Origin of the sequence: Providencia heimbachae ATCC 35613, assembly GCF_001655055.1 — a bacterium.
Taxonomy (GTDB): domain Bacteria; phylum Pseudomonadota; class Gammaproteobacteria; order Enterobacterales; family Enterobacteriaceae; genus Providencia; species Providencia heimbachae.
Map to the genome: position 1 here is coordinate 28,457 of NZ_LXEW01000016.1, position 24,050 is coordinate 52,506.

General features: G+C 39.1%; 21 protein-coding genes. 13 read left to right on the forward strand and 8 right to left on the reverse strand.

Going from position 1 to position 24,050, the window contains the following annotated elements; genetic code table 11:
- Window positions 1–127 precede the first annotated feature (127 nt).
- The 3 genes from M998_RS04970 (at window position 128) to M998_RS04980 (ending at window position 3,240) form a co-directional block, all read left to right on the forward strand.
- Window positions 128–811, forward strand: coding sequence for an RraA family protein (locus tag M998_RS04970; RefSeq protein WP_068907865.1), 684 nt, complete (start codon window positions 128–130; stop codon window positions 809–811).
- Window positions 812–883: 72 nt separating this feature from the next.
- A complete protein-coding gene (locus tag M998_RS04975) occupies window positions 884–2,146 on the forward strand; it encodes an MFS transporter (protein WP_068907867.1) in 1,263 nt (420 codons plus the stop codon).
- 29 nt (window positions 2,147–2,175) lie between these two features.
- Window positions 2,176–3,240 (forward strand): mannonate dehydratase, encoded by a 1,065-nt coding sequence (locus M998_RS04980; RefSeq protein ID WP_068907869.1) that lies wholly within the window; start codon window positions 2,176–2,178, stop codon window positions 3,238–3,240.
- A 69-nt stretch (window positions 3,241–3,309) separates the two neighbouring features.
- Here the strand turns inward: M998_RS04980 and macB are convergent, their stop codons facing one another.
- From macB to M998_RS04995, 3 genes are all read right to left on the reverse strand, one after another.
- Window positions 3,310–5,253 (reverse strand): macrolide ABC transporter ATP-binding protein/permease MacB, encoded by a 1,944-nt coding sequence (gene macB / locus M998_RS04985; protein ID WP_068907978.1) that lies wholly within the window; start codon window positions 5,251–5,253, stop codon window positions 3,310–3,312.
- A 2-nt stretch (window positions 5,254–5,255) separates the two neighbouring features.
- On the reverse strand, window positions 5,256–6,362 hold the full coding sequence (gene macA / locus M998_RS04990) for a macrolide transporter subunit MacA (RefSeq protein WP_068907870.1): 1,107 nt from the start codon (window positions 6,360–6,362) through the stop codon (window positions 5,256–5,258).
- A gap of 307 nt (window positions 6,363–6,669) precedes the next feature.
- Window positions 6,670–8,331: an ATP-dependent nuclease gene (locus M998_RS04995; protein WP_068442079.1), complete on the reverse strand. Its 1,662-nt coding sequence runs from the start codon at window positions 8,329–8,331 to the stop codon at window positions 6,670–6,672.
- 457 nt (window positions 8,332–8,788) lie between these two features.
- Here M998_RS04995 and M998_RS05000 point away from each other — a divergent pair, with 457 nt between their 5' ends.
- The 6 genes from M998_RS05000 (at window position 8,789) to artM (ending at window position 14,278) form a co-directional block, all read left to right on the forward strand.
- On the forward strand, window positions 8,789–9,688 hold the full coding sequence (locus tag M998_RS05000) for a LysO family transporter (RefSeq protein ID WP_068442074.1): 900 nt from the start codon (window positions 8,789–8,791) through the stop codon (window positions 9,686–9,688).
- A 51-nt stretch (window positions 9,689–9,739) separates the two neighbouring features.
- Window positions 9,740–11,221 carry a DUF2867 domain-containing protein gene (locus M998_RS05005; protein ID WP_068442073.1) on the forward strand — a complete coding sequence of 494 codons (1,482 nt, stop codon included), beginning with the start codon at window positions 9,740–9,742 and terminating at the stop codon, window positions 11,219–11,221.
- 97 nt (window positions 11,222–11,318) lie between these two features.
- The gene (artP, locus tag M998_RS05010) at window positions 11,319–12,047 is read left to right on the forward strand and encodes an arginine ABC transporter ATP-binding protein ArtP (protein WP_068907872.1); all 729 of its coding nucleotides are present in this window, start codon (window positions 11,319–11,321) and stop codon (window positions 12,045–12,047) included.
- 69 nt (window positions 12,048–12,116) lie between these two features.
- Window positions 12,117–12,860, forward strand: coding sequence for an arginine ABC transporter substrate-binding protein (gene artJ, locus M998_RS05015; RefSeq protein ID WP_068442067.1), 744 nt, complete (start codon window positions 12,117–12,119; stop codon window positions 12,858–12,860).
- A 12-nt stretch (window positions 12,861–12,872) separates the two neighbouring features.
- Complete coding sequence (artQ, locus tag M998_RS05020) at window positions 12,873–13,613, forward strand: arginine ABC transporter permease ArtQ (RefSeq protein ID WP_068442063.1); 741 nt, start codon at window positions 12,873–12,875, stop codon at window positions 13,611–13,613.
- Window positions 13,610–14,278 (forward strand): arginine ABC transporter permease ArtM, encoded by a 669-nt coding sequence (artM, locus tag M998_RS05025; protein ID WP_068442060.1) that lies wholly within the window; start codon window positions 13,610–13,612, stop codon window positions 14,276–14,278. The genes artQ and artM overlap by 4 nt, the downstream gene beginning before the upstream one ends.
- Window positions 14,279–14,330: 52 nt before the next feature.
- Here artM and rlmC read toward each other — a convergent pair whose 3' ends face one another.
- The 3 genes from rlmC to M998_RS05040 form a co-directional block, all read right to left on the reverse strand.
- The gene (gene rlmC / locus M998_RS05030; protein WP_068907873.1) at window positions 14,331–15,464 is read right to left on the reverse strand and encodes a 23S rRNA (uracil(747)-C(5))-methyltransferase RlmC; all 1,134 of its coding nucleotides are present in this window, start codon (window positions 15,462–15,464) and stop codon (window positions 14,331–14,333) included.
- Window positions 15,465–15,640: 176 nt separating this feature from the next.
- The gene (locus M998_RS05035) at window positions 15,641–16,156 is read right to left on the reverse strand and encodes a YbjN domain-containing protein (RefSeq protein WP_068442054.1); all 516 of its coding nucleotides are present in this window, start codon (window positions 16,154–16,156) and stop codon (window positions 15,641–15,643) included.
- Window positions 16,157–16,337: 181 nt separating this feature from the next.
- Window positions 16,338–16,670, reverse strand: a complete 333-nt coding sequence (locus M998_RS05040) for a YbjC family protein (protein WP_068907875.1) — start codon at window positions 16,668–16,670, stop codon at window positions 16,338–16,340.
- A 223-nt stretch (window positions 16,671–16,893) separates the two neighbouring features.
- Here M998_RS05040 and M998_RS05045 point away from each other — a divergent pair, with 223 nt between their 5' ends.
- Complete coding sequence (locus M998_RS05045; RefSeq protein ID WP_068442049.1) at window positions 16,894–17,157, forward strand: GrxA family glutaredoxin; 264 nt, start codon at window positions 16,894–16,896, stop codon at window positions 17,155–17,157.
- A 281-nt stretch (window positions 17,158–17,438) separates the two neighbouring features.
- Here M998_RS05045 and M998_RS05050 read toward each other — a convergent pair whose 3' ends face one another.
- Window positions 17,439–17,858 carry a secondary thiamine-phosphate synthase enzyme YjbQ gene (locus tag M998_RS05050; protein ID WP_068442046.1) on the reverse strand — a complete coding sequence of 140 codons (420 nt, stop codon included), beginning with the start codon at window positions 17,856–17,858 and terminating at the stop codon, window positions 17,439–17,441.
- Window positions 17,859–18,166: 308 nt separating this feature from the next.
- Between M998_RS05050 and ybjG the strand changes: the two genes are divergently transcribed.
- The 3 genes from ybjG to M998_RS05065 all read left to right on the forward strand — a co-directional run bounded on the left by ybjG (window position 18,167) and on the right by M998_RS05065 (window position 22,392).
- Window positions 18,167–18,775, forward strand: a complete 609-nt coding sequence (gene ybjG / locus M998_RS05055; RefSeq protein ID WP_068442044.1) for an undecaprenyl-diphosphate phosphatase — start codon at window positions 18,167–18,169, stop codon at window positions 18,773–18,775.
- A gap of 856 nt (window positions 18,776–19,631) precedes the next feature.
- The gene (locus M998_RS05060) at window positions 19,632–20,948 is read left to right on the forward strand and encodes a serine/threonine transporter (RefSeq protein ID WP_068442041.1); all 1,317 of its coding nucleotides are present in this window, start codon (window positions 19,632–19,634) and stop codon (window positions 20,946–20,948) included.
- 76 nt (window positions 20,949–21,024) lie between these two features.
- Entirely contained in the window at window positions 21,025–22,392 is a 1,368-nt protein-coding gene (locus tag M998_RS05065; protein WP_068907877.1) for an L-serine ammonia-lyase, read from the forward strand.
- A gap of 58 nt (window positions 22,393–22,450) precedes the next feature.
- Here the strand turns inward: M998_RS05065 and M998_RS05070 are convergent, their stop codons facing one another.
- Window positions 22,451–24,049 carry a coiled-coil domain-containing protein gene (locus M998_RS05070; RefSeq protein ID WP_082913000.1) on the reverse strand — a complete coding sequence of 533 codons (1,599 nt, stop codon included), beginning with the start codon at window positions 24,047–24,049 and terminating at the stop codon, window positions 22,451–22,453.
- Between the last annotated feature and the right edge of the window lies 1 nt (window position 24,050).

Below are 24,050 nucleotides of genomic sequence, written 5' to 3' on the forward strand. Positions count from 1 at the left end.
AATAATAAAATTAGAGTCTTATCACAGATCCTATATTACCCCTCTTTCAATATTAAAGCCAGACTGTTAGCCTGTATGACAGGTTGATAGTAAGATAGATGAATGTGGATATTAATAGGAGAATGATATGAATGTCGATAACGAACTATTTAATAAGATTAAAAGTACCCTACCAGTGGCTCTGCTAGGTGATATTTTGGACGAATTAGGATTACAGCATCAGTTCTTACCACCTATACTGAAGCCATTATCTGAAGATATGAAAATTGTGGGTAGAGCTATGCCCGTACTTGAATCCGATTATATGCTACCTCCAGATGTGAAATCTAATGGCCCATTAGGAAATAAAGATTTTGGTATTATGTTTGAAGCATTAGATAGCTTAAAAGATGGTGAAGTATATATCGCGTCAGGATCCTCACATAATTATGCTTTATGGGGAGGATTAATGACAACACGGGCAAAAAAACTTAATGCCGCGGGCGCCATTATTTATGGCTATTCAAGAGATAAAAGAGAAATACTTGATCTAGACTTCCCTGTATTTTCTCTAGGTAGCTACGCACAAGATCAAAAGATTAGAGGAAAAGTATTAGATTATCGAGTCCCAATTAAAATTAATAATATTTTAATTGAACCTGGAGATTTAATTGTTGCAGATGAAGAAGGAGTATTAATCATTCCTAAAAATGTAGAAACCTACGTTATTGAAAAAGCATTTGAAAAACAAAAAATGGAAAATAAAGTTCAGCAAGAAATAGCTAAAGGAATGAGTGCGGTTGAAGCATATAATAAATTTGGTGTTATGTAATAAAAACATAAATTTATATATTTTATTTTCAAATAATCATAAATGGGCATGTTATTATTTTAAAGGTGATTTATGTTTAAAAAAATAAGATGGAATTTAGTTTTATTCATTTCTCTTGGAGGAATGATAAACTATATGGATCGCTCTGCATTTGCTATTGCAGCACCCGTTTTTTCTAAAGATTTAAATCTAACACCAAGCGAAATGGGAATACTCTTTAGCAGTTTTTCAATTGGATACGCTCTATTTAATTTCATTGGTGGATATGCATCAGACAAATACGGTCCAAAAAAAGTTTTTGCAATAAGCATGGCACTTTGGTCTATATTTTGCGGTATGATCGGAATAACTGTTGGTTTTATTTCAATGCTCGTTATTCGTACGTTATTTGGTGCTGCCGAAGGTCCCTTTGCCGCAACACTTAATAAAATGGTTAATAACTGGTTTCCCAAAAAAGAAGTTGCTACAGCTATCGGCGTAGCAACTGCAGGTAATCCGATCGGTGGTGCTATAGCTGGTCCAATAATGGGAATGTTAATAATCACGACAGGATGGCGTGTTGCATTTTTCATACTTGCCGCAATTGGTTTTATATGGCTAATTGGATGGTTGAAAATTGCTAAAGATAAACCAGAGCAACATAATAAAATTTCGAAAGAAGAACTGGATTATATTTTAAATGATGATAAAGATACAACTTCAAAAAATATAAACAATATTTCCAAACCATTATCTTTTTATATAAAAAGCCCAACGATATTAGCGACCACACTTGCATTCTTTAGTCTAAACTATATTTTATTTTTCTTTCTATCTTGGTTTCCAAGCTATTTATCTAATGTTCAAAACCTTAGTATAAAAGATATGAGTATAGTAAGTGTTATACCTTGGCTATTAGGAGCAATTGGGATGGCCTTAGGAGGTATTCTTTGTGACTATGTTTTAAAGAAAACAAATAAACCTTTGTTTTCAAGAAAAATTGTTTTAGTGAGTTGCTTAGGAATATCCGCAATTCTTGTGTTTCTTGTTGGCAATGTTACTAGTGTTGAAAGCGCCGTAGCATTAATGGCATTTGGAATATTCTTTCTATATCTATCTGCCACAACCTATTGGGCAATATTACAAGATACCGTTGCAAAAAATAATATAGGGGCTGTAGGTGGATTTGTACACTCCATGGCTAATATTGCCGGCATAATAGGTCCAATTATTACAGGCTATATAATTGAATGGTCTGGAATGTATAGCATTGCATTTTTTGTCGCAGGTGGAATCGGTGTAGTCGGTGCTATTAGTGTCGCACTGTATGTTAAACCTCTCAATCTCAATAACTAAGAAATATCTAATCAAAAAGGTTAATGATTATGAAACTAGGATTTGGTTTATATAGGCATATGCTTAATGATGAACACTACGCTTTTGCAAAACAATGTGGTGCAACACATATCGTTGTCCATATGGTCGATTACTTTAATAACAATGATAGATTCTCGCGTAGTGACCAACCGATCGGTGACAATGAAGGTTGGGGAACCGCTATTGGCGATATTTGGTCAATCGAAGAATTAATCAAAATCCGAGATCGAATGCAAGAATTTGGCTTAACATTTTACGCCATCGAGAATTTCGATCCTTGTCATTGGGATGATATTTTATTTGATGGGCCTAAAAAATTAGATCAACTTGAGATCGTCAAAAATATCATTAGAAATGTCGGAAAAGCTGGTATTCCTGTCTTTGGATATAATTTTAGCTTGGCAGGGGTTGCTGGTAGAGTCATAGAAAATAAAGCGCGAGGTGGCGCACAAACAGTTGGCTTGTCAGGGATCACTGAAGATATTTTAAAACCCATGCCTAATAATATGGCATGGAATATGAGCATTAGTAGCCAAGGTGATGGTTACCGCCCTGAAACAACAACAAAACAACTCTGGGAAAGATTAACATGTTTTTTAAACAATATTATTCCTGTCGCAGAAGAGTCGGGTGTTCGTTTAGCCGCTCACCCAGATGATCCGCCATTAGACTTCGTTAGAGGGCAACCAAGGCTGGTTAATCAGCCCCATTTATATCAGAAATTACTTGATATAAATCCAAGCAAATCAAACGCATTAGAATTTTGCCTTGGAACCATTGCTGAAATGTCAGAAGGTAATGTTTATGAGGCTGTGCAACAATATGCGAGTCAAGATGCGATGGCTTACGTGCATTTTAGAAATGTTAAAGGTAAAGTCCCCCACTACCATGAAACCTTCATTGATGAAGGGGATATTGATATGTTAAAAATATTAACTATTCTCAAAGAAAATAACTATACAGGAGTATTAATCCCTGATCATACCCCTCAAATGGCATGCGATGCCCCATGGCACGCAGGAATGGCTTATGCCATGGGCTATATGCAAGCGTTACTTAAGGTTCTGAAATAACATAATGAGCTATCTCATCCTCAACCAGTAAAAGGTCGAGGATGAGATTTTTGGCAAATAATATATTGATTACTCTCTTGCTAATGCATCAATTGGATTCAACTTTGCCGCATTACGTGCTGGAAGAAAACCAAAAATAACACCAATAGCAGTAGAGCAAAGAAAGGCACTGAGTAAGGCAATAGGATCAAACGAAAATGTCCACCCAGGCAATGCCATTTGAGCGATTAAGCTGATGCCATAGGATAAACCAATCCCCATCAATCCCCCCATTAAGCACACTAAAACGGCTTCAATAAGGAATTGTTGCATCACATCGCTCGTTCGCGCCCCAACCGCCATGCGAATACCTATCTCGCGAGTTCGTTCAGTCACAGAAACGAGCATAATATTCATCACGCCAATACCACCAACCACCAATGAAATAACAGCCACTAACGTGAGGAATAACTGCATGGTACGGGTGGTTTTTTCTGCGGCTTTAACATAAGTATCAAGGTTAAAGGTAAATGTATCTTTCTTGCCATGACGTAAAGCTAGCAAACGATTCAACTGCTGCTCAGCCACCTGCGCATCAGCCCCTTCGTTCACTCGCACAACAATCGTATCGTAATAAGGGCGATTTAGGATTTTACTGTTCACTGTCGTATCGGGTAGCCAAATAGAGAGGCTATTATTGGAACCAAAGGCTGATTTTTGCTCCTCTAGCACGCCAATGATAGTTGCGGGCATATTACCAATAAGCAAGGTTTCACCAATCACTTTATCCTGTCGTGGAAAGAAACGTCGCTTAGTGTTCGCATCAATCACAACAACTTGCGATCGTCTATCGACCATATCTTTTGAAAAGCTCATTCCTTCTGCAAATTTATTCGCATGGACATTAAAATAGTCTCGCCCTATCCCTGATAATTGAGCGGGCGCATCTAAGTTTCCTTTGCGTAAACGCGTTGTATTTGACAGTACCCCTGAAGCTGCATGCACATAAGGTTGTTTCGCAATAGCGTCAATGTCTGAGGCTTTAAGTGATTGACGGTTTTCAGCATCATCACTACCAAAATCGGTTCCAGGATAGATAGAGATGGTATTTGTTCCAATGGATTTAATATCATTAAGTACCATACCCTGCGCGGCATCACCAATAACCATAATGGAAACCACGGAGGCAATACCGATAATAATTCCTAACATTGTCAACAACGTGCGCATTTTATTGACGACCATTGCTCGCCATGCCATTAGCAAAGCTTCGCTAAAGCGCCCAAAAACTTGCCCTATGGTCAGTTTTCTTACAGATGATTTTGCTATAGATTTAACGCGTTGCGTCGATACACCACCTGAATCACTAATGATTTCACCATCTTTTATCTCCACAATGCGTTCAGCCTGTTGTGCGATTTTTGGGTCATGAGTGACGATAATAACCGTGTGTCCTTGAGCGCAGAGGTCTTTTAAGATTTTCATCACCTCTTCACCAGAGTGACTATCGAGAGCGCCTGTTGGTTCATCGGCCAAAATGACTTGCCCGCCATTCATCAATGCTCTAGCAATACTCACGCGTTGTTGCTGCCCGCCGGACAGCTGGCTAGGCCGGTAATCGATGCGCTCACCAAGCCCGAGTCGATGGAGTAATTTCGCAGCACGTTCTCGTCGTTGCGCCTTACCTGCTCCTGCATAAACGGCAGGAATTTCAACATTTTGTTCTGCTGTTAGATGACTGAGTAAATGATAGCGTTGAAATATAAAACCAAAGTGTTCTCGGCGAAGTTCGGCAAGGCTATCATTATCTAAAGTGGCTGAATTTTGTTCAGCAACAAGATATTCCCCAGAAGATGGCTTATCTAAGCATCCAATGATATTCATCAATGTTGATTTACCGGAACCCGATGCCCCAATAATCGCAATCATCTCACCGGCGTTTATTTTAAGCGAAACATCCTTTAGCACGGTTATTTCGTTTTCACCTTCGCCATAACGCCGAGTTATCCCTTTAAGCTCTAATAATGCCGGCATCATTAGCTCTCCGTACCACTACGGCCAACAATAATTTTTTCGCCTTCATCTAATCCTTTAACGACTTCAACATAAACATCATTGCGGCTGCCTATTTCAACTTGTTTTTTTTCTGCTTTATCATCTTTGAGCACTTCGACCTCATACACTTGGGGTGAAACTTCATCCCCTAAAGCTGAAAGCGGTAATAACAATACATTTTTGCGTGAATCTAGCTCAATGATGACCTGAGCAGTCATTTGTAATTTCAATAAATGCTGAAGATTAGGCACTTCAAAACGAGCATAATAAAAAATGGCATCATTAATTTTTTCTGGGGTGGGTAAAATATCTTTCAATTCCCCCGAGAATTTTTTATCTGGCGCACCTAAAACTGTAAAGGATGCAGGTTGCCCCGGCTCTAAGTAAATCACATCCGCTTCAGAGACTTCTGCTTTCACCAGCATAGTATTGAGATCAGCAAGGGTTAAAATTGTCGGTGCTTCTTGAGCAGCAATGACAGTTTGGCCTTGTAATGTTTTGATAAAAGTAACAATGCCATCCATTGGGGCTGTAATTTGTGTGTATTGTAGATTATTTTTTGCCGTATCTAATGTTGCTTGATTACGCTTAATTTGCGCTTGATACGTCACAACCTGTGCTTTTTTCACTTCAACATCGGTTCTGGCTTTATCTAGGTCTTGCTGAGCGACCGCTTGCATTTTCGCTAAGCTCAGATGGCGTTGATAGGTCACTTCAGCGAGTTTCAGCTCCGCTTTAGCCAATGATAAATTTGCTTCGAGTTCATGGGTCGTTTCTTGTGATTCAGTGACATCATTTTGGGCTTTTTTCGGGTCAATGACCGCCAGCAAGTCACCTTTTTTGACTTTATCGCCTTCTTTCACATATAACGCTTGTAATTGCCCACTAACCTGAGCACCGACGTCAACTTTACGCACAGCATCCAACTTTCCGGTAGCCAGTACCTGTTTATCGAGATCACCCCGAGTAACATCAACAGTCTGAAAGACTTCTTTTTGCTCACCACTTAAAAAAAACCAAGTCGTACCAAGTGCAATCAAAATGATCGCGATATAAATTGACCATCTTTTTTTTGATTTTGACTTCATCAAGAAATTATTCCTATGACAAAAAGAGGGCAACACGCCCTTTCTGAGAAAAATGATATAGCAGGTAATTTATCGTTTAGTTAAACATACTATATATTAATAATTGACTTATGGATTATAACCCATCGTTTTCGATAAGTTTCAATCACCTAGGCTAAACATAATTTGGGAGAAATGCCGCATATGCGATACTATCCAAAGAAGCATACCGCAGTATGCTTCTCAGATAGCTAAGAGAAGTCTCTATAATCAATACCCAACCGCGCTTTTAACAGCCAACACATACTCAAAATAACTCAAGTCACCGCTAAGCTTTGCCCCGCGCTAACCAAGCCACCCGTGAAAACATATTTTTCAGCTGTATTGGAATTGAATCGGGTCCTAATTCTGCTGAACGGTTGACCGTTGCTAATGCCATATCCGGTTTTGAGGTACGGGAAATGGCTTTTAGAATGACCCGACGTGTTGAAACCCTTGCATTTTCAGGGATGTCAGCAATTTCATGATATAAGCTTTTAAACCCTTCACGATACAGAAAGTGTTCCATATCCGGTGCAGGCAACATGGTCAGACGATCCCTATCTGGGTCGTTCATTTTATTAGCATAATGTGTCGCTGTTGCAGCATATTTTCGCCCTGCTTCGTCTCCATCAGTAAGCACATGCCATTCTATACCCATTTTATTGGCGAATTTTAATAATGGCTTCAGCCCACTTTGCGCAAAAGCGATAACTTTTATTCCTTCCGTTTCGAAAAAATAATTACACTGTCTTGCAAACTCACTCATCAGCCAAATTTCCGTTTCGCCTTCAACCAATAGCCAACAACGGGCAAATAATGCAGAGGGGCGATTGAAACGAATATGAAAGGAAATTTTACGCAGTTCTTCTGTACTCAAACCATTTTCATTTAAACGATACGCTGAAACTTTATTTGAGTTTCGAACTAGTCGGCACAGGCTTTCAACAGGGACTTGTGATAACAATTCACCGGAATTCGTGGTTGTAATACGCTGTAATGAAAACAGGTTTAATAAACCCCATGCAATGGATAGCATTATTGGGTGGAGGCGAGTTTCAGGATCTTCGACAATAATTAATGGGCGAGCATATTTATCAAGGGTAATATTCCCTTTGGCTTGAAGTAATGATGAAAACATCCCAAGGATAATTAATCGAATATTGCGTTGGTTTGGCTTTGCCACCAAACGATTAATATTATCGAGTGCTTTCCAGCCACGTTTACGCGGTTCTAAATTAATGATGCTGTCATCAAGCTTAAATACATGACTACTTTGCCCAGTAAAATAATGGCTCAGCAATTGCTGCATTGCATCAACGCCATCACTTAAATCTTCATTGCTTAAACGTTCAGGATTATCCACCAACGCATGAGTTAATTCTTTGATTTGATTATTGAAAACATCGCGTACTTCTTTTTTACCTGAAACAATAGTTTCTGGGTTTAAACTTTGTAAAAAGCGCGCATCCCGTAAACGGATCACCGGGTATAACCGCACAATTTCTTTTATATATTTACCAACACTATCTAAAGATAATTTATTACCACCTGAGTTTAAAAAATTGCGCTCAATTGCAATGCTATCATCATCTTTTAGTTCTGCGCTGACGCGGTAAAAAATATGTTTTAAATCATCATCGCTGTCTATCCATACTGACGCCAAATTTTTAAATCGAAAAGATTGGTGGCGGCCTTTTTTTCTTTCACAAAATTTTAGGATAATCTGCAATGAACGATAACGTGTATCTTCAACACCGGTAGGGTGATGAAAATCATATTTATTGAATTGATAACCTTGATGCTCTGGAGAAAGTAATATATCAAGCGCATCGAGTAAACTTGATTTTCCCCACGAATTTTCACCTATTAATACAGTGTTATTATCGAGTACCAAAGAGAGTCGATTAATCCCTCTAAACCCATATATCTCTACACGTTCTAGATACATATATCCCTCTCCTTGTAATATGTTTTTTAATGTACTCGTCATACTTCAAGTTGCAGGATTGTTGACTACGCTCATTCGCGATAGTCGCAAACCAATCCATCTTATCAAGATAATCCTAAGCGTTGACTAGTAACAACCCCTAGATAATCTTAGGTATCATAGAATAGATAAAGCTTACTCATTAACCTTTAGCATTACTATAAGAGCACCCGCAAAATAAAAAATTCACAACAAAATAGACAACTGTATTGAGCATCTATTTTTAGTGTTATAAAATGGTTAAACTTTATTTTTTAGTGTTTTTACCCTACTTTTAGTTATCTAATAGATAAAAAGACGTTTGTAACTAAAAGCGTTTTAGCATCACACGCTAAATTACTTGCATGTTTCGATCGATATCGTTGAAGATATGCTGCCATAAGTCATTGTTAATGGGATAAATTATAAGGATGCTAAAATGTATTCAGGATTACTAATTATTCTTCTACCGTTAACACTCGGTTATTTAATTTCTATAAAAAATAAAAACATGCTCCATATCGTTCATCGCTCTCTTAACTCGATGGTGTACGTGATTTTATTTTTAATGGGAATTACCCTTGCGTTACTTGAAAACTTAAGTGCCCACTTAGTTTCTATTTTGATTTATGCCGTAACCTTTTTTGGCTGCATTTTTTCCTTAAACCTAATTTCATTATTATTACTGGATAAACTCGATCCGTGGACAATTCCACAACATAAGCAAGAAAAGCCCCCCTCTCGCATTAAAATGGTATTGGAATCTTTGCAACTGTGTGGCGTGCTATTACTCGGTTTTCTTATTGGTTTAACGGGATTTAAATTCCTGCATTATGCAGATAAAGGAAGCCAAATCGCGTTGATGCTGCTGCTATTATTAGTGGGAATTCAGCTTCGTAATAGCGGTATGAGTATCAAACAAATTCTCATTAATCGCCGTGGGACAACTATTGCTGTCGTCATGGGTGTCAGTGCCTTAGCTGGAGGTGCTATTGCTGCGGTTTTACTCGGTTTACCCGTCAAAGTCGGTCTTGCTCTCGCTTCTGGATTTGGCTGGTATTCGTTAACGGGCATTGTCCTCACTGATGCTTATGGTCCCGTCATGGGTAGCGCCGCCTTTTTTAACGATCTCGCCAGAGAACTCGCTGCTATCATGCTGATCCCTTTGATTATTAACCGCTACCGTTCTACCGCGCTTGGCATTTGTGGGTCAACATCGATGGACTTCACACTCCCGGTTTTACAACGTAGCGGTGGTGTTTCGATTGTTCCGGCCGCTATCGTTCATGGCTTCGTATTAAGTCTTATTACGCCAATTCTCATGGCATTCTTTACATAAGTAGAATTTCAGTCACAATAGCCGTTAATTTGCGTGAAACAGGAAATTAACATGACTGACAAACAACGTGTATTAGTGCTAGGCGCTAGCGGCTATATTGGGCAGAATCTTATCCCTAAGCTGATAAATGAAGGCCATGAAGTTACAGCTGCTGCTAGACGTGTAGACTGGATGCTATCTCAAGGGTGGCAAGATGCACGCTGTATTTATGTTGATTTACATGACCCTGAAACACTCAAGGGCGTGATGAAAGAAATCGATACAGTTTATTTTCTTGTCCATAGCATGGCGGATCAAGCAAACCTAATTGAACGTGAACGCACAGCGGCGCGAAACGTACAACAAGCTCTTGATGACTCAGATGTTAAACATGTTATTTATCTTAGTGCATTACAGCATGGTCACAGCTATTCCCCTCACCTTATTGCAAGACGCCTAACCGGTGATATTTTGCGAGAAAGTAAAGTGCCAGTGACCGAGGTTCGCACGTCAATCATTGTCGGTTCGGGATCAGCTGCCTTCGAAATCATGCGAGATATGGTCTATAACCTCGCAATTTTAACGCCACCACGTTGGGTTCGCTCAAAATCATCCCCTATTGCACTGGAAAATATTCTGCATTACTTAACGCAGATTGCTCAAACGCCAATTACTGACGATCGTATTTTTGATGCCGCAGGCCCTGAATATATTAGCTATCAAGAACTGTTTAAGCGCTTTATTAAAGTCAGTGGAAAACGTCGTTTACTGGTGCCGATCCCAATCCCTGTCAGTATGATCTCCGTCCATTTTATTAGTTTGATCACCTCGGTTCCACCGTCGATAGCGAAAGAATTAATTCAAGGATTACAACACGATCTTCCTGCTGATGATAAAGCGCTACGCGAGTTGATCCCACAAACGCTCATTTCCTTTGATGATGCAGTAAGGGCGACATTGGCAGAAGAATCCGCAGCCGTTGATAATGCCGATTGGGGTTATGATCCTGAAGTCAGAAAACGCTGGCGTCCAGGTTATGGGTTCTATCCAAAGCAAGCAGGTTCAACATTAGGAACGACGGCATCTTCAGAGTCTCTTTGGCATGTCATTCAACAGATTGGTGGAAAAGAAGGCTACTTCTACGCCAATGGCTTATGGAAAACGCGCGCTATCATGGATGATATGATGTTGAATAAAGTCAAATATGGCCGACCTGATCGCGAAGAGCTGCAGCTGGGTGATGAAATCGATGGCTGGCGTGTGATTAATCTCGAACCTAACAAGCAACTGAGTTTAATGTTTGGCATGAAAGCACCTGGATTAGGTCGCTTAACATTTACCATTCACGATAGCGGGAGTCGCCGTTCTATCGACGTTAGAGCTTGGTGGCACCCTGCTGGCTTTTGCGGATTATTGTATTGGTTTGCCATGATGCCAGCTCATTTATTTATTTTTAAAGGCATGGCTAAGCGTATTAGTGAGTTAGCCTTCGAGCGGGACAAACAACTTGCTGCACAGCAACAAACAGCGCATCTGTCCTCAAAGTCAGAATAATTTTAGCGTAAAAACCAAATTTTTATGCATATTTTATTGCATAAATATGCTTACAGGATTAATATCGCGGTAGTTGAAAAGGATATTATTGGTAAGCATGAGCATTCAATTAAAAAACATAAACTGTTTCTATGGTTCTCATCAGGCACTCTTTGATATTAATCTTGAGTGTTCTGCTGGGGAAACCATGGTATTACTCGGTCCAAGCGGTGCCGGCAAAAGTTCTTTGCTGCGGGTATTAAACTTATTGGAGATGCCACGTTCAGGTAACCTGAACATTGTGGGTCAACATTTTGATTTTACCTCTGCGCCAGAAGCGAAAGCTATCCGTGAGTTACGCCAAAATGTGGGAATGGTTTTCCAACAATACAACTTGTGGCCGCATCTCAGTGTCATGGATAACCTGATTGAAGCCCCTTGCCGTGTATTAAAATTATCAAAGCAAGAAGCCCAAGCAAAAGCCTCTAAACTATTAGAGCGCCTACGCTTATCGCAGTTTTCCGAACGCTATCCACTCCATTTGTCGGGTGGTCAGCAACAACGCGTTGCGATTGCTAGAGCTTTAATGATGGAACCAAAAGTCCTTCTGTTTGATGAACCAACAGCGGCGCTTGACCCAGAAATTACAGCGCAGGTTGTTGATATTATTCGCGAGTTATCTGCTACTGGTATCACCCAAGTAATTGTAACCCACGAAGTTGAAATCGCACGTAAAACAGCAAGTCGCGTGGTGTATATGGAAAATGGTCATATTGTAGAGCAAGGGGATGCGAGCCATTTCGCCACCCCCCAAACTAAAGCATTTGCAAACTATTTATCCCATTAATGCATTTGTTTCGTTAACGCTTTCAATTTAATAAAAAAGCAGTTTCACTAATAGGTATAGGAATAAGCAATGAAAAAAATTATATTAGCTGCGCTGCTAGGCGCTATAACCCTATCAGCAACTGCTGCGGAAAAAGAAACGATCCGTTTTGCAACAGAAGCGACTTATGCACCCTTTGAAATGTTTGACAGCAATAACCAAATCGTGGGTTTTGATGTTGATTTAGCCAATGCGGTCTGTGCAAAAATGAATGCGAACTGTACATTCACACACCAAGCATTCGATAGCTTAATTCCAAGTTTGAAGTTCCGTCGTTTTGAAGCCTTAATGGCAGGTATTGACATCACCCCAGAACGTCAACAACAAGTTGATTTTACTGATACATACTACCCGAACTCAGCGCAATTTATTGCTGTAAAAGAAAAAATCGCGTCTGTTGATCAGCTAAAAGACAAGAAAATTGGTGTTCAAAATGGTACAACGCACCAAAAATACATCATGGAACAACATAAAGGCATGACCACGGTGCCTTATGATAACTACCAATCTGCCATTTCAGATCTACAAAATGGCCGTATTGATGCGGTATTTGGTGATACAGCGGTTGCAGACGAATGGTTAAAAGCAAAAGGTAACGATAACTTAGCGGCAGTTGGCGATAAAGTCACTGACCCACAATATTTCGGTATCGGCTTAGGTATTGCTGTTCGTAAAGGTAACAAAGAGCTGCTAGATAGAATGAATAAGGCATTAGCCGAAGTGAAAGCTGATGGTACTTATGATGTTATTTATAAAAAATGGTTTGAGCAATAATCGATATAATTAATGAGCAACTTTATATTTTTAACGAGTGCCGCCGGTATCACCGTCGGCCTTGCTGTTTCTGCCTTAATACTTGGGTTAATTCTTGCCATGCTATTTACCGCATGGGAGTCTGTACGCTTTAAACCTCTTGCATTTCTAGGCACTTGCACAGTAACACTGATCCGCGGTCTACCAGAGCTACTGGTTGTCCTATTTGTTTACTTCGGGACATTACAGCTCATTAATATGCTGGGGGATGGTATTGCCATTAACCTTGGCTTTTGGCAAACCACATTACAGGTTGATCCCAGTATCTTCTTCGCTAATAGCGGGGAGTTTGACTTCACGCCATTCATTTGTGGTGTCATCGCCCTTGCGCTACTTTATGCATCCTATGCATCTCAAACCCTAAGAGGCGCTTTAAAAGCAGTCCCTTATGGTCAATGGGAAGCCGGTTTGGCTCTTGGGCTTAATAAGCGCACTATTTTCTTTCGTTTTATTATGCCGCAAATGTGGCGCCATGCGCTTCCGGGTCTCGGTAATCAATGGCTGGTCTTATTAAAAGATACCGCCTTGGTTTCTCTGATCAGCGTGAATGATTTGATGCTACAAACTAAGACTATCGTTAATCGCACCAATGAACCTTTTACTTGGTATGCCATTGTCGGGCTTATTTATTTGGCGATTACATTATTAAGCCAGTTAGTCCTAAAACGTATTGAATTACGCACTACGCGTTTTGAGCGGAGTGAGTCGAAATGATAGATTTAATACTTAAGATTTTACCCGGGTTACCAACAAGTTTATCGCTAACATTTAGCGCATTATTTGTCGCTTTTGTCCTAGCCATATTTTTAACGTTAGTATTATCCCTTAAAACACCGTTTGTATCCCAAGCGGTTAAAGTCTATATCACGCTATTTACTGGAACACCTTTATTGGTGCAATTCTTCTTGATTTACAATGGCCCAAGCCAATTTAAATCTTTACAGAATTACCCAATGCTGTGGGACTTTATCTCTACCCCTTGGGTATGTGCGATGATCGCGCTTGCATTAAACAGCGCGGCTTATTCAACATTACTTTTTCATGGTGCGGTAAAAGCGATTCCATCAGGGCAATGGCAATCTTGCCAAGCGTTAGGAATGAGCAAGCTACAAACTATGCGCATAATCCTACCTTATGCGTTTAAGCGCTCGCTGTCGTCTTACTCTAATGAAGTGGTTCTGATATTTAAAAGTACCTCATTAGCCAGTACCATCACGATGCTCGATATTATGGGCTACAGCCAGCAAGTCTTTGGTCAAACGTGGGATGTCATGGCATTTGTTGCTGCGGGGATTATTTATCTGGTCGTCAATGCGATATTAACGATTGTTATGCGCTTAATTGAACGTAAAGCGCTGGCCTTTGAGCATCGTTCTTAACTGACTTATTATTAACTTTTAAATGTAGAAGCTTGGTGTAAAGGCCAAGCTTTTATTTTTGAATTTTTTCTAATAAAGTTAACACTTCATAGTGTGCAGTATGCGGAAACAAATCAAATAACTGAACTTTAGAGACTTGATAACCACTCAATAATGTTAAGTCTTGAGCCATAGTTTGTGCATTACAGCTTGAATAAAGAATATATTCTGGCTGCATCTGCGATAAGTATTCGCATAATATCTTACCGATACCGCGTCTTGGTGGATTAACTAATACCAACTGGGGTACGTCTTGATGACCGACCGCAAATTGAGTGGAATCTAGTGCTTGAAACTCCACATGTTGTAAACCCAATTCAGAAGCTGATTGACGGGCACAGGCAATTGCGGGGGCACTAATTTCAATCCCCGTTAATTTGGTTTGCTTTTGTGCACAATGAAGACCGAATCCACCGACTCCACAAAATAAATCCCATAAGCTGATAATTTTCAGCGCATTAACCCATTCTCTTGCCGTTTGATAGAGTTTCGCTGCAACCAGAGGATTAGTTTGAAAAAAACTTTGCGGTCGGATAAATAGTGGAACTTGATTAAACTCTTCGCGCAAAACATGTTGCGTGGTGAGCATGATTTCTTGCGCGCCCTCAAGTATCGCCATATGAGTGGGCTGAATATTGGCGGTGATAACGGATAATTCAGGTAATTTAGCTTGTAACCACGGTAATGCATTGGTTAATTGTTCAAGTTTTTTTTCTGAGCGTAAGACAAAACGCAACATAAATTGCCCAGAGTGCCAGCTTTGGGTCAAAAGAATGTATTTCAGCTCTCCACGTTTACGTTCAATATTATAAGGTGTTAAACCTGCTTTAGCGATAAACGGGATTAATTCTGCAAAAACAGTAGCAAACTCGACGGGATATAGCGGACAATCCGTTAAATCAACCGCTTTACCATCACGATTAACAATACCCAGCACCGGTTTTTCAACACTCCCACTCACGACCATTTTGGCTTTATTACGAAACCGTTCGGCTTCGCCAGAGACAGGCGGTTCAAAAGTAGATTGATCGACTAAAGGAAGCAATGCTTGCAAATGATTTTGTTTTTGTGAAAGTTGTTGTTCTGGCGATAATTCGATCCATTGACAAGAACGACACTCCCCAGCGGTATATTTTTTACAATCCATATTCATCACTAAAGATTAATTTCACGAAATATTATATATAAATTTATTATTTCAATGAGCATGATTAATAAGAACCCTATGCCCTAAATAATTCAAGATGCAGGTAGACATAAGTATGTGGCTGACGCTAACGAGCGCAGTCAAGGACACCGTTACCTGAAATATAACGCGTATATCTAGTGAAGAATAACCGATGGTTTATCATCGAGATCAGATTCAGCGTCTTCGTCACTCTCTTCGCCATCTTCGGAAAATTCATCTTGATTTGAATACAGCAGATTATTACTAAAAATCTCAAAGATAATTGCAGCGATTTGGTCTTCTGCTTGTTGTAAGAAATGACAAAACTGACGATAGGTCATTCCCGCTTCAAGCGAAAAGGATTGGCTAACAACAAGTTTTGGCAAGTTTTCATTATTGATTTCAAGAAATACTTTTGCTGTTAATGAGCTGGCGTTGATTTGGCTGATGTTCGCCACTAACGTCACAATGGCAGTTGGCTTTAGCTCCGCAAGAGCAGAAAGCACAAGGACATTATTTAAAATATCGAGTTTTGCATCAAATATACCTTCGATATTTTGCATATGCGGTAAATGTAACGCAGAACATGAATCACACTCGAAATAAGACGTTTTGAGTTGGTCTAGCCATGCACGAAGTTGTGATATGTCTGGGTAACAAATAGAATCCATGAATAATAACCTTTTTAACGCTAAATAATAATTGTACTCACTCAATTTCAATTAGCCAGAGTACCAATCTCCGTAACTGTTAGTCATTTTACATCGAATGAGCCACAGAAAAGCGGATAATTTTCACACATCGTACCGCTAAACGCCAGTAAAACGATGCTTAGTCATGCTTTTCGTCTTTTTAATCCTCTTCCTCTTCCTCTTCATTTTTTCGGGCTTGTGATTTTGAAGGTTGTTTATTATCAATACCAAGGAAGCTTAATCCATGCACAGCACGCCAAATAATATTAATCATTGCAGGGATTAAACACCCAATACCGATAAATATCATTGCAACAATGACGCCTTGCTGCATCAGGGATTCCGGTAGCGTAAGGTAGTTATTCGTCACTAATAAAACAACGATTAACAATATTATTCCAATAGCTTCGAGTACCAAGACAGGTTTAGGCATATCCGCTAGCGAGCGCATCATCCCATTTGAATTTCTAGTTTCCGGTGTATTTTTGTTCATTTTGACTCCCGTAGCACAATAGATCTATTCATTTTTAACTCATCATTCGGATAGCTGAGCGAAGACAATACCCAAGCAACTTGAAGAATAACGGGTATATACTCACGAATTATATGTAATACCTATGGGTATGAAAGGAAAATTCGACTTTTATTTCTGAACTGATGTAGGCATAGTATTGGGCATTGTGATTAGAATCTGAGTTCGAATAAAAGGAGATACTATGTACACTGTTATTTTTGGTCGCCCAGGCTGCCCATATTGTGTTCGTGCTAAAGAGCTTGCTGAAAAACTCAAAAATGAGCGCGAAGACTTTGATTACCGTTATGTTGATATCCAAGCTGAAGGTATTTCAAAAGAAGACCTGTCTAAAACAGTAGGTAAACCTGTTGAGACCGTACCGCAAATTTTCATTGATGAGAAACATATCGGTGGCTGTACAGATTTCGAAGCTTACGCAAAAGAAAATCTGTCGCTGTATAAGTAATTAACCCAACCGGTTTTCTACTCAACAAGTAAGGCTGTATTCAATATTTATAGTCTTACTTGTTCTTTTTGTGCTATTTCCCCACTTTTTCACGACTAAATGCATTTTTTTTCATCACTTCGCGAACTTTCCTTTTTAGGTAGAGTCTTAATCTATGCCACTGCTTTTCTTTGATGTCCCCATGTTGAGGAGCCCGATAGCCAACTCTATGTTTTTAATGCTATCGGGTTTTTTATTGCCATAATATTTTTTATAGCCATAATAATAGCCATAAAAACTGATTACTCTCCTTGCAACGTAACGACAAGTCGGCGTTGTCCACCAAAATTACGATGTTCACAAAGATAAATCCCCTGCCAAATCCCCATATTTAAGCTTCCATTTGATATCGGAATACATAAGCTTGCGCCAAGTATGCTACTTTTCAGATGAGCAGGCATATCATCACTCCCCTCATAATCATGCTGAAAGTAAGGCTCATTTTCAGGTACTGCACGGTTAAAAAAACTTTCAAAATCTTGCCTGACGGTGTAATCAGCATTTTCATTGATGGTCAATGACGCCGATGTATGTTGAATAAAAATATTTAATAACCCTACTTTGACTAACTTTAATTCAGAAATTTGCCGTAAAACCTCATCAGTAATTAAATGAAAGCCTCTTTCTTTTGCGCTAAGTTGGATCTCTTTTTGCCACCACACGGTTCTTTCCTTTTTAAATTTAGGGTATTAAGCCAATATTATTCATATAAATTATTAACAAAATATAAATTTATTGCCAATATTAAGACAAAGGGACTTTACCTACTATGTCAGAGTCTTTAATCTCTCACACCTAGACTCTTCATACTTCAAGGGATACTTTGTTGGCTCGTTTTATTCACACGTCACATGTTGATATAGACGCTTTGTGACGCATTTTTTGCCACCTAGCCACACCTTAAATTATTTTGGGTATATACCGCACACATGTGTTTTACTAATCACCACTATTTCCGAGGTACTGAACCGTGTTGGAACAACTGAATCTGGATATGTTTAACCTGATCAATGCAACACCGGAGTCTGCTAGTGGCACGATTGCTATCGCAACCGTTATTGCTAAGCGCCTGATCCTTATTTTCCCTCTATTCACTGTTATCTGTTGGTTTTGGGGGGCGCCACAAAACATGACTCGCCAACGTGCTTTTGCCTGTAAAGCTGCATTTGCTATCGTGATAGGTTTGGTAATTTCGTGGATTGCAGGTTATGTTGCCCCCCATGAACGCCCATTCATGATGGGTATTGGCACTAATTTTTTAGTGCATGAGCCTACCCCCTCATTTCCAAGTAACCACGGTACGATTGTCTTTACTTTTGCCTTAGCATTTTTATTTTGGCTAAGAACATGGGTTGGGCTGGTCATGCTAATTCCTGCGATCATAATTGCATGGTCTAGAATTTACCTCGGCGTTCACTGGCCTTTAGATATGGTTGGCGCATTCATATTAGCGTTAATCGCTTGCGGTTTATCGCAAATTCTATGGTCAATTATTGGCTATAAAGTCCAAGCACCGATCACGCGTATTTACCAGCTTATTTTTGGCTCTTTAATCCGTAAAGGCTGGTTCCAGCCATAATCATTAAATTAAAAGTACTAGCTATATTTAATACTAGTACTTTTAATTTTCAAATATTGAGATAAATCAATTTTTTTATTTATTTTTCTTTGCCATTAAAAAAATATTCAAACTTACAGAACAGATTATCGAAACAATTAATTAACAAATATTTTGTTACGATTTTTAATTATTTTTTTCATCGAAAAAAAAGTCCCATTAGATTCTTGATCCTTTTAAGTAAATAATTAATACATATCATTGTCAGCATAATATGCTGCTATAATTAGTTGCCCACTAAACCACTTCTTATCATTAAATAAAAAACATAAAAATCAATTGATTACGCGATAAAAAAACAGACAAAAGCAATCACATAAAACACGTCAAAAAAAGTATTCATTCAAATTGTTGATAAATTAAACACGTCAGTAAAAAACATTAATATAATAATGTTTCTTTAAAGATAGATATCTTTCTTAATAACTACTCTTTATTAGCTTAATTAATTGAATATAAAAAAATCTTAAAAAAACATCCTAAGCGGAATTTTATTAACATTTCTATAAAATATAATGAAATCGTTTAATGATAGGAGATATTTCTCTTTTGAGATGGTGATCACGGCATTTTATTCTGGTAAAATGTAGATTCACACACTCAAAATCCATTTTTAAAAATAACTGACAAGATTACAAAACTGATTGAAAATGAATTTACTATTAATTCTAGTTTTATTCTCAATCAGCTTGTTACGTAGAAAAAAATCTAATTTAAATTAGGCGATTAATTGTTCGTACCAAAGATTAAAACAGCATAACAATGGCCCATTGTTATACAGAATAACTATTTTTTGACTTTTATTTCGGAGACTATTATGGATACAACTAAAGTTGGTTCCATCGACACAACAGCCTCACAAACTGGAGATAGCCGCACTTGGCGTAAAACAGACACGGTATGGATGCTTGGGTTATATGGTACAGCCATTGGTGCGGGTGTTTTATTTTTACCGATAAATGCAGGTATGAGTGGGTTACTCCCTGTTCTACTGATGCTGGTTTTAGCCTTCCCAATGACCTTCTTTGCTCACCGAGGCTTAACACGCTTTGTTTTATCTGGTTCTAAAAAAGGTGGGGACATCACTGAAGTCGTAGAAGAGCATTTTGGTCGCACGGCGGGTAACTGGATTACCCTGCTGTATTTCTTCGCAATCTATCCTATTTTGTTAGTTTATGGTGTATCCATCACCAATAACGTAAATAAATTTCTGACCGAATTATTAGGTGTTGCCGCTCCACCACGCTGGTTGTTGGCACTCCTTTTAGTTGGCGGGATCATGGCGATTGTCTCTTTTGGCGAAAAATATATCGTCAAAGTAATGAGTGTATTGGTTTTCCCATTTATTGCCGTTCTTGTCGCATTCTCTCTGTATATGATCCCTTATTGGAGTGCAGATGTACTCAGTACTCTGTCTTTAGCAAGCGTTGCAGAAACCGCTAAAAATACGGGCGGGCAAAGCATCTGGATTACTATCTGGTTAACAATCCCTGTGATGGTATTTGCTTTTAACCATTCGCCAATTATTTCTGCATTTTCAGTGGCAAAACGTGAAGAATATGGTGATGCCGCAGAACCAAAATGTTCACGAATTCTTGCTTCAGCACATATTTTGATGGTATTGACGGTGATGTTCTTCGTCATCAGCTGTGTGTTTACGCTTTCATCCGCTGATCTTGCTCAAGCGAAAGCTCAGAACATCAGTATTCTTGACTATCTGTCAGGTTACTTTGATCAGCCATTTATTAAATTTGCAGCAGCTATTATTGCCTTTATCGCCATCATTAAATCATTTCTTGGCCATTATTTAGGTGCTCGTGAAGGTTTCAATGGCTTAGTTGAACGTGCTTACCGTGCAAAAGGTAAAACTATTGACGTTCGTAAATTAAACCGTGGCACAGCAATTTTCATGCTAGTCACCACATGGATAGTAGCAACATTAAACCCTGGCGTACTAGATATCATCGAAAGTCTCGGTGGTCCAATTATCGCTATCTTACTGTTCTTAATGCCGATGTATGCGATTAACAAAGTACCTGCAATGCGTAAATACGCAGACAAAATCAGCAACGTATTTATTGTAATTATGGGTCTAGTTGCTATCTCAGCTGCAATATATAAATTATTCTTCTAATTGAAGCACCCAGGTAACTCTCTGAAAGGCGAGTTACCTGATTTCAATGACTTTCTACACACAGGAAGCACTGAATATGATAAGTGTATTTGATATCTTCAAAATCGGTATTGGCCCTTCAAGCTCGCATACCGTAGGCCCAATGAAAGCGGGCAAACAATTCGTTGATGACCTGATTAAACAAAACCAACTTAAAGCAACAACTCGTATTGCCGTCGATGTATATGGTTCCCTTTCCCTAACCGGTAAAGGCCATGCCACGGATATGGCAATCATTATGGGACTTGCAGGTAATTTACCCGATACTATTGATATTGATGCAATCCCCGCGTTTATGCGCAATGTAGAGCAAACCGGTAAGCTGCAACTGGCACAAGGCCAACATGAAGTCGATTTTCCGGCTGAAGGTGGAATGAATTTTCACTCAACGAATCTACCCTTGCACGAAAATGGCATGTCAATTACTGCATTTTCCGGTAATGCCGTTGTTTATACAAAAAATTACTACTCTATTGGTGGTGGTTTTATTATTGATGAGGAGCACTTTGGTCAAGCCGATGAACAGGCTGTGCAAGTTCCTTATCCATATAAATATGCCGTTGACCTACAAAAACACTGTAAAGAAACCGGATTATCACTCTCAGCGCTGGTCATGCAAAATGAACTAGCACTGCGTAGCAAGGACGAGATCCATCAATACTTATCCTCTGTCTGGGAAGTTATGAAAGCCGGTATTGAGCGCGGTGTCACTACAGAAGGCTTATTACCCGGGCCTCTGCGTGTTCCTCGCCGCGCAGCTGCTTTGCGCCGGCAATTAGTCACAACGGATAGCACGAATATGGATCCAATGGCTGTGATTGATTGGATCAACATGTATGCACTTGCAGTTAATGAAGAAAATGCGGCGGGTGGGCGAGTTGTTACAGCGCCGACTAACGGTGCCTGTGGCATTATTCCTGCCGTGTTAGCTTACTATGATAAATTCATTCGCCCTGTGAATGAAAATTCCTATACTCGCTACTTTTTAGTTTCTGGTGTTATTGGCACATTATATAAAATGAATGCTTCGATTTCAGGTGCAGAAGTGGGTTGCCAAGGGGAAGTGGGTGTTGCTTGTTCAATGGCAGCAGCAGGTCTTGCAGAATTAATGGGTGGAAGCCCTGAGCAAGTGTGTATCGCTGCAGAAATTGGTATGGAACATAACTTAGGCCTGACTTGTGACCCTGTTGGGGGCCAAGTACAAGTACCCTGTATTGAACGTAATGCGATTGCTGCCGTTAAAGCCGTTAATGCCGCACGCATGGCGCTACGCCGAGTGAGCGATCCGCGCGTTTGTCTCGATAAGGTTATCGAAACCATGTACGAAACAGGCAAGGATATCAACGCAAAATATCGTGAAACCTCACAAGGTGGCTTAGCAATCAAATTAGCGTATTGTGAATAATCGAGCCTGTTAATTGTATAATAATGCCTGCTATAAGCAGGCATTATTAATAACTTAGTTAAATAACGTTATGCAGTGAGGTTTGAGCAAAATTACGGACTACCAATGAACTCTCTTTTAAGTCACTTGACGCATTACTTACAGCGCATTCAATCGATTGGGCTAAGCCATTTATATTTTCAGCTAAACAATCAACCGAAACGGCTAAGGCTTCGCTTCCATCAATTGTGGCGCCATTAACAATAAGAGAATTACTCACACTATCGCCTCCTCTAATGGTTCCTGAATTATCACCTAAATTTTGCGCTGAACCCGCAGACATAGGTTCTGATATTTTTTCACCTTTCGTCGATGTACTCATAGTCGATGTACTCATCGTCAATGTGGTCGTCGTTTTAGAAGGTTCGTTTAAAATACCTTCTCCTTCTGTTGCAAGTATGCCTATTTTAGACAGTACAGGTTTCAATTGATTAAAAGTTTCGCGTTCCGTTTTCACTGACAGTTTGAATTCATGGTACTGTTTTTCCAAATTAACAAATGATTCAAGCTCTTGTTTCAACATATCTTGTAAGCCTTGTTTTTCAACTTCAAGCTTATTAATTTTTTCTTCTAAATCAGCAACCTTGCTACTACATTCCGTTTCTTTTTTAACCTTCTGTTTTAACGTTCCTCTTAGGCTTTCAATATCCGTATTCAAGCGGCTGATTTTAACATTGAGGTCTCCAGTAATTTTACTGTCTTCATGCAACTGCGCTTTTAACACTTCGACTTCTTTGGTTTTTTTATCTATTTTAGACTCGATATCTGCGATTTTTTCTTCTTGTTTTTTATTTCTCTCTTGCTGTAATTTTAATCTCTCATCTAATTTTTGTTTATCTCCATTGGTTTGTTCTAATTTCAACTCTAAGTTCTTAACCTCTTTCTTGCCCGCATCAGCAGCTTGTTTTAGCTTTTCAATCTCAACTCTCTGGGCTTTCATATCAGACTTTAATTGACTAACATTATCCTTCGCCTTAATTAGCTCACCATTTAATTGCAGTTTCTCTTCCTCACTCAGCGCTAATCGTTTTTGAGCTACATCTAATTTGTTTTCAGTTTCTTTCGAAACTAGGCTTTGATCGGCAAGTAATTGCTGTTGTTTTTTGAGTTCTTCTTTTTGAGTTTCTATTTCTTTTTTTAATTTTAACAACTCATTATTCTTACGAATAATTTCGTCACTCGCATCAGCTAATTGCTTTTGCATGCCTTCATATTTCTGAATACCACTTTGTAGTTCTCGAACTGCATTCCCCCCTTTAATGAAAGAATTTTCTTTATTAGTAGACCCTATTTCATTGATCGCCGAGCCACCATTAAGCTCATTATTATTTAAGCCAAAGTTAGTACTGTGCCCGCCTTCAATTCCACCATTATTTAAGCCATCATTTCTTGCAATACCACCTTGCATCAAATGATTATTGGTATGATGATTTAACGTGTTTCCCCCATTTACGGCACCACCGCCTTTACCTGAGTCATAGGCATCACCGGACTTCATTACACCACTATTTTCACCACGATTATCAGCACGGCCGCCATTAACGCTATTCTCACCGATACCTTTATTATTTTTTTGTTGAAATAATTGATGCATTCTTTCTTCCATTGAAATACTCATA

Coding starts and splice junctions, on each gene's coding strand:
- M998_RS05065 (WP_068907877.1), top strand. CDS start 21,025: ATGATAAGTGTATTTGATATCTTCAAAATCGGTATTGGCCCTTCAAGC.
- M998_RS04970 (WP_068907865.1), top strand. CDS start 128: ATGAATGTCGATAACGAACTATTTAATAAGATTAAAAGTACCCTACCA.
- artQ (WP_068442063.1), top strand. CDS start 12,873: ATGAGCAACTTTATATTTTTAACGAGTGCCGCCGGTATCACCGTCGGC.
- M998_RS04975 (WP_068907867.1), top strand. CDS start 884: ATGTTTAAAAAAATAAGATGGAATTTAGTTTTATTCATTTCTCTTGGA.
- M998_RS04980 (WP_068907869.1), top strand. CDS start 2,176: ATGAAACTAGGATTTGGTTTATATAGGCATATGCTTAATGATGAACAC.
- M998_RS05035 (WP_068442054.1), bottom strand. CDS start 16,156: ATGGATTCTATTTGTTACCCAGACATATCACAACTTCGTGCATGGCTA.
- macB (WP_068907978.1), bottom strand. CDS start 5,253: ATGCCGGCATTATTAGAGCTTAAAGGGATAACTCGGCGTTATGGCGAA.
- artJ (WP_068442067.1), top strand. CDS start 12,117: ATGAAAAAAATTATATTAGCTGCGCTGCTAGGCGCTATAACCCTATCA.
- rlmC (WP_068907873.1), bottom strand. CDS start 15,464: ATGGATTGTAAAAAATATACCGCTGGGGAGTGTCGTTCTTGTCAATGG.
- M998_RS05040 (WP_068907875.1), bottom strand. CDS start 16,670: ATGAACAAAAATACACCGGAAACTAGAAATTCAAATGGGATGATGCGC.
- artP (WP_068907872.1), top strand. CDS start 11,319: ATGAGCATTCAATTAAAAAACATAAACTGTTTCTATGGTTCTCATCAG.
- M998_RS05005 (WP_068442073.1), top strand. CDS start 9,740: ATGACTGACAAACAACGTGTATTAGTGCTAGGCGCTAGCGGCTATATT.
- M998_RS05070 (WP_082913000.1), bottom strand. CDS start 24,049: ATGAGTATTTCAATGGAAGAAAGAATGCATCAATTATTTCAACAAAAA.
- M998_RS05060 (WP_068442041.1), top strand. CDS start 19,632: ATGGATACAACTAAAGTTGGTTCCATCGACACAACAGCCTCACAAACT.
- M998_RS05045 (WP_068442049.1), top strand. CDS start 16,894: ATGTACACTGTTATTTTTGGTCGCCCAGGCTGCCCATATTGTGTTCGT.
- artM (WP_068442060.1), top strand. CDS start 13,610: ATGATAGATTTAATACTTAAGATTTTACCCGGGTTACCAACAAGTTTA.
- macA (WP_068907870.1), bottom strand. CDS start 6,362: ATGAAGTCAAAATCAAAAAAAAGATGGTCAATTTATATCGCGATCATT.
- M998_RS04995 (WP_068442079.1), bottom strand. CDS start 8,331: ATGTATCTAGAACGTGTAGAGATATATGGGTTTAGAGGGATTAATCGA.
- M998_RS05000 (WP_068442074.1), top strand. CDS start 8,789: ATGTATTCAGGATTACTAATTATTCTTCTACCGTTAACACTCGGTTAT.